The organism is Fervidobacterium pennivorans DSM 9078, from assembly GCF_000235405.2.
Taxonomy (GTDB): domain Bacteria; phylum Thermotogota; class Thermotogae; order Thermotogales; family Fervidobacteriaceae; genus Fervidobacterium; species Fervidobacterium pennivorans.
Map to the genome: position 1 here is coordinate 2,104,853 of NC_017095.1, position 13,153 is coordinate 2,118,005.

The window sequence follows — 13,153 nt, forward strand, 5'->3', positions numbered from 1 at the left end:
ATGAAACTTAAAAGTCAAGGGGGAATTGATATGTCAAGAATGGATTTTCTTAGTTACCCACTTCCGGATGTTTTAAAAAAATACATCTACCAAGGTTTCTTCAAAAAAGCCCGGGAGCAAATCGATAAGATACTCGAACACAGATTGCCACCACAGATGAGGGAAAGGCTTAAATTTGAGTTGTTTAGAATGGAACTGCTCAAAAAAACTTACAAATACCCTCAAGCCGAAGCACTTAAAATTTTCAAAAAGGTGTTCAAAGGTGCCACGAAATCGGAGTTTGAGCAACTTTGGAGAGAAGGGAGACTAGATTGGATATATATCGAGACACAAAGATTTTTTGAAAGCAGGTTTGATAAGAACCTGGCGTTCAATGAAAAGCAATACAAAGAAAGGCAAAGGGTGGATAAACAAACGCTTAAAAGGCGTGAGCTAATAAATAAAGCAGTTGAGCGGTTACTGAAAAGTGGGAAGCCAAAGAGTTATCGTGTGCGAGCGAGAATCACTGTTGAGAAAGAGAATCCGAGGGAAGAAAAAGTTCGTGTATGGTTGCCTTTTCCAAAAGAAGAATTTCAGCAGAGCGACGTCAAATTAATAAGTGCAAGTCACGAGTGCGAAATTGCGGACAATTCAGTTGGTCAAAGAACAGTATATATGGAAGGAAAGGATAACGAAAAATTCTATGTCGAGTTCGAATACACAGTTCACGAATGGATTGGACAACAATCACTCTATACACAAAAGCCTTCAAAAGAAGACATCAGTGAATTACCACCCCATATCGTCTTTTCTCCTTTCCTAAAAGAACTCCTCCATACGATATTCCACAACGAAGATTGGACCAAGCTTGATGATTTAGCACGTGCGAGAAGGATATATGACTTTGTCACACTAAATGTGAACTATTCATACGTTTTGCCTTATGCGTTGTATGATAACATCCCGGAATACGTAGCGACAACATTCAAAGGAGATTGCGGGTTCCAAGCACTGCTCTTTATCACGTTATGTCGCATGGCAGGAATACCTGCTAAATGGCAATCGGGTTGGAGTATAACTCCGCTCGGGGCTTCCCCACACGATTGGGCACTTGTCTATCTTGAAAGATACGGATGGGTGCCAGTTGACCTTTCGTTTGGTGGAGGGAGAAGAGAACAAGAACCGATGCGTATATTCTACTTTACGAATCTTGATGGATTTAGAATGTTTGCAAATACCGAATTTCAAGGGGACTTCCTGCCAGAAAAGAAAGCATGGAGGTTGGATCCTTACGACAACCAGACTGGGGAAATGGAGATAATCAGCAAAGAAGAAGACGGGTATGTAATTGATTTAAAAAGCGAAATCGAGGTTCTTAAATTCGAAGAGTTAACAAAGTGAAAAAGAAAATAGGGGGTGTTTAAGGTGGGAAAAATCAAATCGGTAAAGTTCAAATTGAACCGCTTTGAATACGTGAAGCCATTTCATATCACAAACAACGTTTCATACAACACGGAGAACATAGAAGTTATTGTTGAGCTTGATAATGGAGTTGTCGGATATGGAGAGGCTTCACCGTCGTTTAGGGTGAATGGTGAGAAGGTACCTGCTTTATTAGGACTGGAACAAATTGTAAATGAAATGATTGTTGGAATGGATGTGCGAAATTACCGCCAGATTTTCGATGTGACCGACAAACTTTTTGGTGCACCAAGCATTAAGGCTGCAGTTCAATATGCCGTTCTTGATGCATTTAGTGAAGAGATTGGTGTCCCAGTTTACCAAATACTTGGTGGTGCGAAGACGAAAATAGAGACGGATTATACGATAAGCATAGGGACTATCGAAGAGAGAGTTGAAGATGCAAGAAAGATTGTAGAACGTGGGCACAGCGTGATAAAGATAAAGGTAGGGGAAAACCTTGAAGAAGATATCCAAGCGATGATGGCAATTTATGAAGTTTCAAAGGGATGCAAATACATTGTTGATGCCAACACAGGTTACACGCCAAAACAAGCAGTGAAATTTGTAACTGAGATATACCGAGCGGGAATAGACATACATGTTTTCGAACAACCAGTCGCAATGAACGATGTCGAAGGACTCAAATACGTAAGATGGAACTCACCTTTCCCTGTTGCAGCCGACGAAAGTGCTAGGACAAAATACGAAGTAATGAGATTGATTAAAGAAGAAGCGGTGGATTACATAAACATCAAGCTTATGAAATCTGGTATTAGCGATGCACTTGCGATTGTTGAGATGGTGAGAGCTGCAAATCAGAGATTAATGCTTGGTTGCATGGCGGAATCAAGTCTTGGAGTGAATCAGAGTGTCCATTTTGCACTTGGGACCGGGGCGTTTGACTTCCATGATTTAGATAGTCCTTTGATGCTTAAAGAAACGGAATTCAGAGGTAAGTATAAAGTTGATGTACCATATTATTATGTGTAAGTTTATCTTTCTGGTTTCGCGTATTTCCTAATGATGTTATTCCTGAAATAGCAAAGATTGTATCTGAACATTGAACTTTGTGAAGCAAATAATAAAAAATCAGGGCATTTAGCCCTGATTTTTTTGGTCGGGGTGACTGGACTTGAACCAGCGACCTCTTGCGCCCCATGCAAGCGCGCTAGCCACCTGCGCTACACCCCGAACTTTTGAATCGGCAAAATAAATTTTACCATATAGGTTTTCAAAAATCAAGAAGATTAGGAAATTATAAATTCCGAAAGAGAGTTCAGAAATTTTGGAAATTTAGATGGAAAGTGATATAATAAGTGAAACCGAAAGGGGGGATCGTTGTGAGGTATATGAAGTACTTGCTCGTAAGTTTGTTCTTATTTGCGGTCGGTATTTTTGCATTTGATCCAACGACATACGTTTCGGTTGGTGTTGGAGAACCGGATACACTTGATATCCACCAGGCGTACGATACGGTAAGTGGTGAGGTTATTTACAACGTATACGAAAGTCTTATTGCCTATAAAGGTAGTAGTTTGACAGAATTCGAACCAAGGTTAGCGACGCAAGTTCCAAGTATTAAGAACGGACTTATAAAAGACGGTGGAAAGACATATGTGTTTCCTATAAGGAAGGGAGTTAAATTCCACAACGGTGCAACGTTAACACCTGAAGACGTTGAATACTCCTTTGAAAGAGGTTTGCTTTACGACCCTGCTGGTGGTCCAATGTGGATGCTTTGGAACGCCATCTTTGGTGTTAACTCACTCAACGAGATGATACAAAAGTATGTTGGAAAACCTGTTTCTGAGGTATTTAAAGATGGTGAACCACTGCCTGAATACAAGGAAAAGTTAGTTCAAATGTACAAAGAAGTTATAGACCCAGCTATTGAAGTTGAAGGAGACAACGTGATATTTAAACTTGCCAGACCATACGGTCCGTTCCTGACGATAATTGCGCACACAGTTGGGTGGTCGGCTGTACTTGACAAGGAAACATCTATTAAGATGGGACTTTGGGATGGAAAACCGGATACGTGGTGGAAGTACAGGAATATAGCTAAGGAACAATCCCCACTTTATGCAACAGCAATAGGGACGGGACCATACAGACTTGTAGAATGGGACAGAACAAACAGAAAAGTTGTTCTTGAAGGATTCAAAGACTACTGGCGCGGTGAGCCAAGACTTAAGAAGGTTATTCTCCTCACTGTTAGTGAGTGGGGCACAAGAAAACTTATGCTTGAAAAAGGCGATGCTGACGATATTGCCGTTGTTCTTGAATACCTTGACCAGATAAAAGGGAACAAGGACATACAAATTATAGACAATATCCCATCTTTGTCAGTTACCGTTGTGGGATTTTCCTGGTCAGTTTCGCCAAACAGCAAATACATAGGTAGCGGAAAATGGGACGGGAACGGAATGCCTCCAGACTTTTTCAGCGACATTAACGCGAGAAAAGCGATATCATATATCATCAACTACGATGCAGTGATAAGGGATGTTTTAAAAGGATACGGAACGAGGATTCCTGCTGCATTACCCAATGGACTTTTAGGATTTGATCCAACATTGCCACTTTACAAGTTCAATTTAACTGAGGCAAGAAAAGCACTTGATAAAGCATGGAACGGGAAAGCCTTAAAGATAGGACTTAAGTTTACGTTAGCATACAACACCGGGAACTTGATGAGGCAAAGGATAGCGGAAATGATTAAGACGTATCTTGAAATGATAGCTCCTGGCAAAATCAAAGTTGATATAGCGGCACTTAACTGGCCAAGCTATCTCGATGCAATGAGAAAAGCTGAGCTTCCAATGCCAATCTTTAACTGGCTTGCTGACTTCCCAGATCCGGATAATTTCATATTCACATTCTATCATTCTGCAGGAACTTACGCACCAAGACAGGGAGATAATTTCAAAAAATTCGTCAGCACACCGAGAAAAGAACTTGGGGGTAAGAGCTTGGATGAGCTCATAGAAATGGCAAGGAATTCGTCAGATCCAGAAGAGCGAGCGAAGCTGTATATGAAAATACAAAAATTTGCAATAGATAATTATATCAGTATTCCTATTTATCAACCAGTTAGTGTAAGGGCTCAGAGAGCCTGGGTCAAAGGTTGGTATCCGAATCCGATGAGACCCGGTAACGATTACTTCGAACTTTACAAGCAACAGTAAGTTGAATCAGAGACATTGTAATACATTTCTTTGGCACAACATGGCTCTGGTTTACCGGAGCCATGTTGTTTATTTTTTAGTATTTTTGTATTTGCAAGATTCTACAGGACATGTTGCACACAAAGGGTTTGTTCTACAAAGTGCCTTGGCATGTTCAACTATGAGGCCATGGAATTCTTGATAAAGTGCAACATCTCTGGGATATGTTTTTTCGAAAAGTAGCCTGTATTCATCGTATTCTTTTAGTTTGATACCTAATAGTCTGTCAAGTAGTCTTTTAGTATAAGCATCTACAACAAAGACGGGTAATTCTAATGCATACAGTATTATAGAATCGGCAGTTTCCTTTCCAATACCTTTTACCGACAAAAGCTCATCTCTTATTTCTTCAATGCTCTTTGTTTTGATTTTCTCCAAATCAAAGTTGTAGCTTTTCAACCACGTTAAAAGGTTTTTCAGTCTTTGGGCTTTTACATTGAAAAAGCCTGCAGGTTTTATCAAAAAAGATATCTCTTCGGTGCTCATTTTTGCCAGGCAATGTAGAATATCCTTTTTACAATATTCTTTAATATTCTCAAGTGCCTTTTCAACATTTTTCCAATTGGTGTTCTGCGTAAGTACCGCTGAAACTATAATTTCCTCGGGTGTTCCGGGCCACCATTTTCCTTGGGGACCGTGTATCTCTCTAAGTATCTCGTACAAATTCTCCAGTTTCATACCGCAAACTCTCCTTGTTATGTCTGGATGATTACACATGTTGTCTTCCAAACAACAATTGTAACACATTTCTTCGGTTGCAAAAAACAAAAAGCGGAGGGTGAACCTCCGCTTTTCGCTTGAAATGTTGCCTTTATAATTTTCTTCTGTTACCCTCCGAGGTATGCCTTTCTCACTCTCAGCTAGTTCGTCGAGCAAAACTAACTTGATCGTAGTACCCAGTGCGTGTGCAATTTCAAGCTTTTTTTGTAAACCATACGGCAATGAAGTTGCTTTATTTGAGAATATGAGCATACACATACCAAGATTCCGTTGAAAACAGTCCTTAAAAGTGTATTTAAAGACAACTGTTATTTGAATATTTGCATAATATCACTAAGCTCTCATGTTTTCAACCTGATGTATAAAAAACCGGGGACAAAAGGTCCCCGAGTAATTGTTCAATGCTATTGTTTTGTCTTTAGAAAGGATAGAATCCAAGTTCGAGGTTGTTTCTCTCAATTATTGCTTTGATTTGGTCCTCGATTATCTTTTTGTGTCCTTCTTCCCAGTCTCTTAGAGCCAACAAAAGTTTCTTTACTCTCTCATCTTTTTCATTATTTGCGGCTTTTTCGTAGAATTCCATAAAATCCTTTTCTATTAAGTAAGCCATTCTCAAAATTGAAAGGTCAGCCATATCGTCTTCTGCTGATGCCTCAGATATTTTTTGACCTTCGTATCGTGATTTGTAGTACTTTGTATCTTGTTCGGGAAGTGAATCTACTTGTGCACCTTCATTGAGAGATTTTATCAATCTTCTTATAAATTCTGTGTGTTCTTTTTCCATTTGAGCTAAATAATCAAATATTTCAGCGACTGCTTTGTTCCTTACTTCGTTCTTTTTTGATGTGTAGAATTTAAACCCATCGATTTCAAATTGTTCAGCCAATCTTAGAACGTCGTACATCTAACTCACCTCCTATTATAGTTTACAACTAAGATTACTTTTGTTCCCTCAGATACTGATCTATACCCCTTGCTGCCCAGTATCCGTCTGCTACACCGTGGATTATATCTGGCCCATTAACTATGTCTCCACCAGCAAACAACCATGGAATTTGTGTTTGTCTAAGGTTATTTGTAAGTATCCTTGGACCAACGAACTGGAGTTTGGATTTCCATTCTTCCGGTAGATACGAGTAATCTGGTGCTTGACCAATGGCTTCAATTATCATATCACCATCGTAGTATTGGACAGTCGACTCGTCAAATTTTGGGTTAAACCTTTTGTTCTCATCGAATACTTCGACACATTTGACACATTCGATACCTTTGATGTTATCCTTGTCGTCAAAAATAATTCTTCTTGGACCCCAGCCTGGACAGATTTTGACACCTTCTTCAATGGCTTCTTCGATTTCTTCCATGTCAGCAGGCATCTCGTCGTGTGTTCTTTCAAGACAAGTGACCGTTACGTTAACCTCTCCGTATTTCATTTTTTGTAACCTTGCCATGCTCCTTGCAATATCCATAGCAACATTTCCACCACCGATGACTACGACACGTCTTGGTATTTTCGGCTCAGGACCTTCACCACGTAGGTAATCTCTTATAGCTCTCAGTAGTGGTAGAGCTTGGACAACATCTGGATGGTCTGAGCCTGGTATTTTTGTTGACCTACCAAGTGTCAAACCTGTTGCCAAGAATATCGCATCGTATTTGTTTTTCAGTTCATCAAAGGTGATATCTTTCCCGACAGCGACACCTGTGAAAATCCTAACACCAAGTGATTCGATGAATGCAATGTCTCTATCAAGTGCTTCGTCTGGTAATCTGTATCTTGGGATACCGTATCTCATTACACCGCCAGGACGGTTAAGTGCTTCGTAAATATCAACCTCGTAGCCCATCGTCGCTAAGAAGTAAGCGGCTGACAATCCAGCAGGTCCACTACCAACGATAGCAACCTTTTTGGGTTGTTTTTTGACATCAAAGGTCACAATTTCATGCCATTTCTCAGCCGGAACGCTATCTGTTATGTATCTCTTCAGCCACCTAATAGCAATTGGTTCACCTCTGTGACTAATTGCACAGACTTCTTCACAGCGATGTGTACATACTCTACCACAGACACTAGAGAGTGGGTTTGCACCAAAGTTGCTTTGGTCTTCCACACCTTTAAGGAGCCATTTTAGTGCGTCTTGTAAATCATCCTTCCAGATAGCCTTTATGTATTGTGGAATTTGCATGTGCTCAGGACATCTGTCAACACATATACCACATTCTACACACCTTGCCGCTTCTGCTATAGCTTGTTCTTTGCTGTATGCCTTGACGAACTCAACGAACGAATTCACACGTTCTTCTGCTGATAACATCTCCGGCATTACTCTATCAAGGTCGAGAAGTTCACTATTCTCATCCCTTGTCCAACCAATTTTGATTTCCTCTGGATTTTTCTTGAGCAACCCCTTTTCAGTTGGTGCAAAGTAGAAATCTTCGGGGTTAGGAGAAATAAAGATGTATTCTCTGGTCATCTTCAGTGAACCTGTTGTACAAATATCAACACACATCCCACAAAAACTGCAGCGTCCGTAATCTATAGTAGGTCTTTGCGGTTTCATACCGTATTCTTGTTTCATATCCGGCACTTCAACCATTGTTATTGCGTCTGTCGGACATATTTTTGCACAGGTCCCACAACCAATACATTTTTCCCAATCGTTCACATGGAAGCCCCTGTATCTTGGTGCCGCTTCTCTTTGCTCTTTCGGAACACGGATGGTGACTGGTTTTTCAAAAAGGTTCTTCCAAGCAATCAAAGGTGCGAAGAAACTTTTCTTTGGGGTTTCAGTTCTATTTTCTTTTATTTCCATTATCGGCACCTCCCATTACCTATCGATTTCTGGGGCACAAACGCCCATTGTATCAAGCCAGATAGGTACGTCGTCTATCCTTGTTCCAGGTAGTAGATGTTCAACACCATACAAACCTTGCGGATAGGAAGCGCCTCTGACCGCCACTCTGTAAGGTGTCTCTCCACCGTTGGAAACGACAAGATAGCCATATTCTCCACGTGTAGATTCAACACGCGCATACGCCATTCCCTTCGGAACCCTAATTCTTAAACCATTTCCATCACCGATTTTTGTATTCACGGGACCAGATGGCATCTTTTCAAGCGCTTGCCTGATGATTCTGATGCTTTGCCTTATTTCCTTTGGTTTTAGGCTTATTCTTGCGAGTGCGTCACCTTCTGTAGCAGTTGGGATTTCGAATTCTACCTTATCGTAGAATAAGTATGGGTCAACCTTTCTTATGTCGTATGGAACCCCGGTTGCTCTCAAGCCTATGCCTGTTACGCCAAGTCTCAGACAGGTTTCTGTATCAATCTTTGCAATACCTTTGAGCCTAGTGTGGAGTATTCTATTTTTAAGAATGAATGTTTCGTATTCTGGCAATCTTTGTTCCAAGTAGTCCATGAGTTTCAAAATCTTTTCTTCAAGTTTGGGTGGTAAATCTTTTCTTACCCCACCAGGTATGATGTACATATGGTAAATCCTTGCTCCTGTTAATTCTTCAAAAATGTCAAGTACTTTGTCCCTATCAGCAACACTCCAGAACATACTTGTATACATCCCTAAAGGTCCTCCGATACCTCCAAAGGACCATAGATGGTTTGCAATTCGCGCAAGTTCAAGGACTATCATCCTTATCCATTGCGCCCTTTCAGGGACTTCTACTTTAGCTATCTTTTCAATTGCCATTGCATAACAAGCTTCGTTTATATCGGGTTCAGGCACACATATTCTCGGTATCAGCGCAAGGTTCTGATACCAAAGTCTTCTTTCCATCAACTTTTCAAAACCACGATGTAAAAACCCTGGTAGTGGTCTTGCCTTGACAACGATATCACCTTCAACGTACATATGAACACTGAAATTACCGTGCATTCCAGGGTGATTTGGACCAAAGAACAGTTTTACTTCACCCATTTATATCACCTCTCGTATCTTCCAAATCGGCTCTTATTATCTTTGCTTCATGTATGGCATCTTTCTCGTATTCTCTGTCAGGGAAGTGTTCCTTAGAATACTTCAATGGGTCGAAATCTTTTCTCAATGGTGGTAAATCGCTCCAGAGCTCGAGAATGAGCGGTAGCTTGCATCTTTCGTTTCCTTCAAACTCTACACCAAAGAATTCATGGACATCGCGTTCATAATACTCAGCTGTTGGCCACATGTCTTTCACAGTATAGAACACAGGGTTGTCTCTATCGATAAATGTCGAGACAAGGAACGTCACTCCGTTGGACCAGTTAAAGAGTATGTAGACAAGTTCAAACTTTTTCTCTTCAATCCAATCAACGCAAGTGAGAATTGACAAGTGAGAATAACCTGATTCTTTCAGAAAAGCAAGTAGAGGAATAGTCTTGTCATTTTCTGCTATGAGTTTGTATTGCCTTTCTGCAACGTCTTCGACTCTGACGTTGAAAAGTTCTTTGGCCTTCTCAAGTACTTCAGCAACAGATTTATTCGTGGAATTCGTCATGGACAATCACCTCACCGAGGCTTCTAATTTGATTTTGCTTGTACCATTCGTAATTTTCTTTGTAACGTTTCCAACCGTTAGCTTCCCCTTTTCTAATCATTTCCATCAGAGTATTGAAAGCATTCAGTATTGCCTCTGGTCTTGGCATACAGCCAGCAATGTAAAGGTCAACAGGTATATAGTAGTCGAGTCTGTTGATTGTAGAGTAGGAGTCATAGTAAATTCCACCGTTTATGGTACATGAGCCAAAACCGATAACATATTTTGGGTCAGCCATTTTTTCGTATGTGTATATAACCCTTCTTAGGGTTTTTGCACTAAGGTATCCTGTGATGAGTAGTATATCTGCTTGCCTTGGTGTTGCCATAGGTCCCATTCCAAGGCGTTCCATATCGAATCGTGAGGTCATCGACGGTGGCAATTCAACGGCACCACACCCAGTACAGTAATGCAACATCCACATCGATCTACTTCTTAGCTGGTCAGCAATCTTTTCCCACACACTTCTTTCATCTATCTGAGCCATCTATTTCACCTCCGCATTAATTCATTTGCCTTAAAATACCCAACCATTTACAACGAAGAACGCTTGCACGAAAGCAAGAATTATTGGAACCGTCCAGTAGAAAGCGACTGCTTGTTCTATTCTGAACCTCGGAAGTACTGCGGAAATCATGACCGCAAGAGTCCAAACGATAAAGTATTTGAGTAAGAATTCGAAGTAATTACCGCCTCCGAGGAAGAAATTAACAAAGAGAGAAATTTCGATGAATTCCATGAAGGTGTTCATAAGCATTAGTAATCCCATATATTTTGCAGAAAGCTCAACCATAGGACCTGATGCAATCTCCGCTGGTGCGATAGGTGCCTCGAACGGTTCTTTACCGAGCATACCTTGGAGCGAAATGAGAGCAACAAGCGCACCTATTGGGAATTTAACTATATTCCATTGACCAGATTGTGCTTGTGCCATTATTATGTCAGAAATATTTCCAGTTTTGTAGTAATACATGAGGGCTGTTATAACAATCAGGAAGGGAACTTCGTATCCCAGCATGAGTGTAAGAGCCCTTGCAACACCAATTGATGCCCATGGGTTACCTGTTCCAACCATACCCATTGCCATACCAAGTGCACCAACTGTGAAGAGGTATGCGATAACGAAGAAATTATCAAGACCTGGGAATGCAACAAGATTACCAAGAGGCACGAACGAGAGCGTTGCAATTACTCCTCCGAGCGCCATGAGAACACCGAAGTCGAAAATCCAACCGTGCGTCCAACCATGTTTTGTTAATGTTTTGAAAACATCAATGAAATTCTGATACCAAGGTGGACCGTATCTTTTTTGGATACGTGCGGTAATCTTTCTACCGATACCCTCAAATGTCAATCCAAAAAAGAACGCTGTAAACAGTACTTCTGCTACTCTTACAATGGTTGCTAATCCTGCCATCGCTTACCACCTCACCCACAAGATTAACGCAAGAACAATTGCTGTCCAGAAGATGTAAGCCGAAGCTGTCCTGCGAGCTAAATAGTCAACAAATTTTCCGAACGCTTTCAGAGCGTTCACAATCGATAAGTACCAGTCTTCGAACGATGGATGACCTTCATATTCTCTTTCAAGGAAAGCATAGAACTTAGTGGCATAATGGTACAAATCATAGTTGTGGAGGAATTCACCAGATGTGTACTGGTCTTCCAAAGGTATCTTCTTTCCTTTTGGCATGAGTATGTAAATAATCGCTGCAATTATGAAACCAACTGCGAACATGAGAAAGACTGTCCATGTGTCCCAATAGCCCATGCTTGTTTTTAACACAGTGCCTTCGAATTCAAATGGTTTCATGCCAAATTCTTTTTGAACATTGGTAATCCATTCAAGTACTTGCTGTGGAAACACACCCCAAAGAACTGTTAATGCAACAAGGATTATCATTGGAATTTGCATAATTATAGGAACTTCCTTAACGTCTTTGTGTTTACTCTTTAGTTGACCAAGGAATACACCAGCAAGGGGTCTGAAAACGTATAGGAATGAACCGATACTTCCTACGAATACAAACATTTCTGTAACGAACATTCCCTTTGACACAAGTGACTGGAAAACCATCCACTTTGAGATAAATCCACTTGTCGGTGGAATTCCGGCCAACGAGATAATACCAACAAGGTATGTGACAAATGTTACAGGCATTCTATGGATTAATCCACCCATTTCGTCAATCTTGGTCGTTCCCGTTCGGTAGGCGACCGCCGCGAATGAAAGGAATATCATCGTTGCGGCAAGCGCGTGATTGATTATATGGAACAAACCACCTGCGTAACCAACCTGGTGAAGTGTTGCCAAACCTATAAGTATATAGCCACTGTTAGCAACGGTAGAGTAAGCTATCAACATTTTCATATCATTTTGCTTTATTGCCATCAACGTTCCCACAAGGATGGAGATATTACCAAGCCATATCAGAATGTAAGAAAGAATGTTCACTCCATTGTAAAATTCTGCGAACATATTCGCGATTGGAAAGACGCTCAGAATCATTGCGAGCAAGTAAGACCCCATCTTTACAAGTTGACCAGACAAGACTGCGCTGAACGTGTCTGGTGCGTTGCCATGGACGTTTCTGAGCCAAACATGAAGTGGAAATATACCGCTTTTCGCTATACCAGCCGCAAGCAACAGTATAACAACAGCCCATCTGAATCCAACCGAAGCGTTTTGAATGTGCTGACCGATTTCGAATATATCAAATGTTCCATACTGTTCATGAAGCATGAAGACACCGTATAGGAACAAATAAGTACCTATTGAGCTTATGACTACGTACCAAATTGTTGCTTTTTTTGACTCTTCTTTACCCATAGGAACTATAAAGAGTGATGCAAGAACAGCAATTTCCCAGAATATGTAAAGCACTATTAAATGAGCAGAGAAGAACACGCCAAGTGTACCAAGCAACGTTAGTATAGAAAGCGCATTGAACGCTGCTGGTCGTTTTGCCTTTGAAATCCATGCGATGTTGAAAAAGCCGTAGCATGCAAAGACTATCAGGGTGACAATTGAAAGGTATTTAGATAAAGCTGTGAATTTGAGGACATCTTCGAAACCGAACAGTGACTCTGTCACACCTGTCGGCATGCCCCAAAGAACGTAAAGTCCGTAAATAGATAACGCAAAGAGTACGATAGGTCCAAGGTGTTTATTTATCTTTGAGAGAAAGTATCCAATAAGTGTTCCTACTGCAAGGTATATTATCAGATTTTGCATT

At 40.8% G+C, this 13,153-nt stretch carries 11 protein-coding genes and 1 tRNA gene; 3 read left to right on the forward strand and 9 right to left on the reverse strand.

Annotated features, from left to right (window positions below; genetic code table 11):
* Nucleotides 1-30 precede the first annotated feature (30 nt).
* Together FERPE_RS09850 and FERPE_RS09855 are read left to right on the forward strand one after the other, a co-directional pair.
* On the forward strand, nucleotides 31-1,380 hold the full coding sequence (locus tag FERPE_RS09850) for a transglutaminase-like domain-containing protein (RefSeq protein ID WP_014452479.1): 1,350 nt from the start codon (nucleotides 31-33) through the stop codon (nucleotides 1,378-1,380).
* Between the two features lie 24 nt (nucleotides 1,381-1,404).
* Entirely contained in the window at nucleotides 1,405-2,433 is a 1,029-nt protein-coding gene (locus FERPE_RS09855) for an L-Ala-D/L-Glu epimerase (protein ID WP_014452480.1), read from the forward strand.
* A gap of 124 nt (nucleotides 2,434-2,557) precedes the next feature.
* Here the strand turns inward: FERPE_RS09855 and FERPE_RS09860 are convergent.
* Nucleotides 2,558-2,634, reverse strand: a tRNA-Pro gene (locus tag FERPE_RS09860).
* 158 nt (nucleotides 2,635-2,792) lie between these two features.
* Between FERPE_RS09860 and FERPE_RS09865 the strand changes: the two genes are divergently transcribed.
* Nucleotides 2,793-4,631 (forward strand): ABC transporter substrate-binding protein, encoded by a 1,839-nt coding sequence (locus FERPE_RS09865; protein WP_041263550.1) that lies wholly within the window; start codon nucleotides 2,793-2,795, stop codon nucleotides 4,629-4,631.
* A 69-nt stretch (nucleotides 4,632-4,700) separates the two neighbouring features.
* Here the strand turns inward: FERPE_RS09865 and FERPE_RS09870 are convergent, their stop codons facing one another.
* From FERPE_RS09870 to FERPE_RS09905, 8 genes are all read right to left on the reverse strand, one after another.
* Nucleotides 4,701-5,348: an endonuclease III domain-containing protein gene (locus FERPE_RS09870; RefSeq protein ID WP_041263551.1), complete on the reverse strand. Its 648-nt coding sequence runs from the start codon at nucleotides 5,346-5,348 to the stop codon at nucleotides 4,701-4,703.
* 460 nt (nucleotides 5,349-5,808) lie between these two features.
* Nucleotides 5,809-6,294, reverse strand: coding sequence for a ferritin-like domain-containing protein (locus FERPE_RS09875; protein ID WP_014452483.1), 486 nt, complete (start codon nucleotides 6,292-6,294; stop codon nucleotides 5,809-5,811).
* A gap of 34 nt (nucleotides 6,295-6,328) precedes the next feature.
* Complete coding sequence (locus tag FERPE_RS09880; protein WP_014452484.1) at nucleotides 6,329-8,203, reverse strand: FAD-dependent oxidoreductase; 1,875 nt, start codon at nucleotides 8,201-8,203, stop codon at nucleotides 6,329-6,331.
* Nucleotides 8,204-8,218: 15 nt separating this feature from the next.
* Complete coding sequence (locus FERPE_RS09885) at nucleotides 8,219-9,322, reverse strand: NADH-quinone oxidoreductase subunit D (RefSeq protein WP_014452485.1); 1,104 nt, start codon at nucleotides 9,320-9,322, stop codon at nucleotides 8,219-8,221.
* Nucleotides 9,315-9,878 (reverse strand): NADH-quinone oxidoreductase subunit C, encoded by a 564-nt coding sequence (locus tag FERPE_RS09890; RefSeq protein WP_014452486.1) that lies wholly within the window; start codon nucleotides 9,876-9,878, stop codon nucleotides 9,315-9,317. The genes FERPE_RS09885 and FERPE_RS09890 overlap by 8 nt, the downstream gene beginning before the upstream one ends.
* Nucleotides 9,859-10,395, reverse strand: coding sequence for a NuoB/complex I 20 kDa subunit family protein (locus FERPE_RS09895; RefSeq protein WP_041263552.1), 537 nt, complete (start codon nucleotides 10,393-10,395; stop codon nucleotides 9,859-9,861). Before FERPE_RS09895 ends, FERPE_RS09890 begins: the two co-directional genes overlap by 20 nt.
* Nucleotides 10,396-10,434: 39 nt before the next feature.
* Entirely contained in the window at nucleotides 10,435-11,334 is a 900-nt protein-coding gene (locus FERPE_RS09900) for a respiratory chain complex I subunit 1 family protein (RefSeq protein ID WP_014452488.1), read from the reverse strand.
* Nucleotides 11,335-11,337: 3 nt separating this feature from the next.
* Complete coding sequence (locus FERPE_RS09905; RefSeq protein WP_014452489.1) at nucleotides 11,338-13,152, reverse strand: proton-conducting transporter transmembrane domain-containing protein; 1,815 nt, start codon at nucleotides 13,150-13,152, stop codon at nucleotides 11,338-11,340.
* Between the last annotated feature and the right edge of the window lies 1 nt (nucleotide 13,153).

Coding starts and splice junctions, on each gene's coding strand:
- FERPE_RS09900 (WP_014452488.1), bottom strand. CDS start 11,334: ATGGCAGGATTAGCAACCATTGTAAGAGTAGCAGAAGTACTGTTTACA.
- FERPE_RS09885 (WP_014452485.1), bottom strand. CDS start 9,322: ATGGGTGAAGTAAAACTGTTCTTTGGTCCAAATCACCCTGGAATGCAC.
- FERPE_RS09905 (WP_014452489.1), bottom strand. CDS start 13,152: ATGCAAAATCTGATAATATACCTTGCAGTAGGAACACTTATTGGATAC.
- FERPE_RS09890 (WP_014452486.1), bottom strand. CDS start 9,878: ATGACGAATTCCACGAATAAATCTGTTGCTGAAGTACTTGAGAAGGCC.
- FERPE_RS09875 (WP_014452483.1), bottom strand. CDS start 6,294: ATGTACGACGTTCTAAGATTGGCTGAACAATTTGAAATCGATGGGTTT.
- FERPE_RS09865 (WP_041263550.1), top strand. CDS start 2,793: ATGAAGTACTTGCTCGTAAGTTTGTTCTTATTTGCGGTCGGTATTTTT.
- FERPE_RS09850 (WP_014452479.1), top strand. CDS start 31: ATGTCAAGAATGGATTTTCTTAGTTACCCACTTCCGGATGTTTTAAAA.
- FERPE_RS09880 (WP_014452484.1), bottom strand. CDS start 8,203: ATGGAAATAAAAGAAAATAGAACTGAAACCCCAAAGAAAAGTTTCTTC.
- FERPE_RS09870 (WP_041263551.1), bottom strand. CDS start 5,348: ATGAAACTGGAGAATTTGTACGAGATACTTAGAGAGATACACGGTCCC.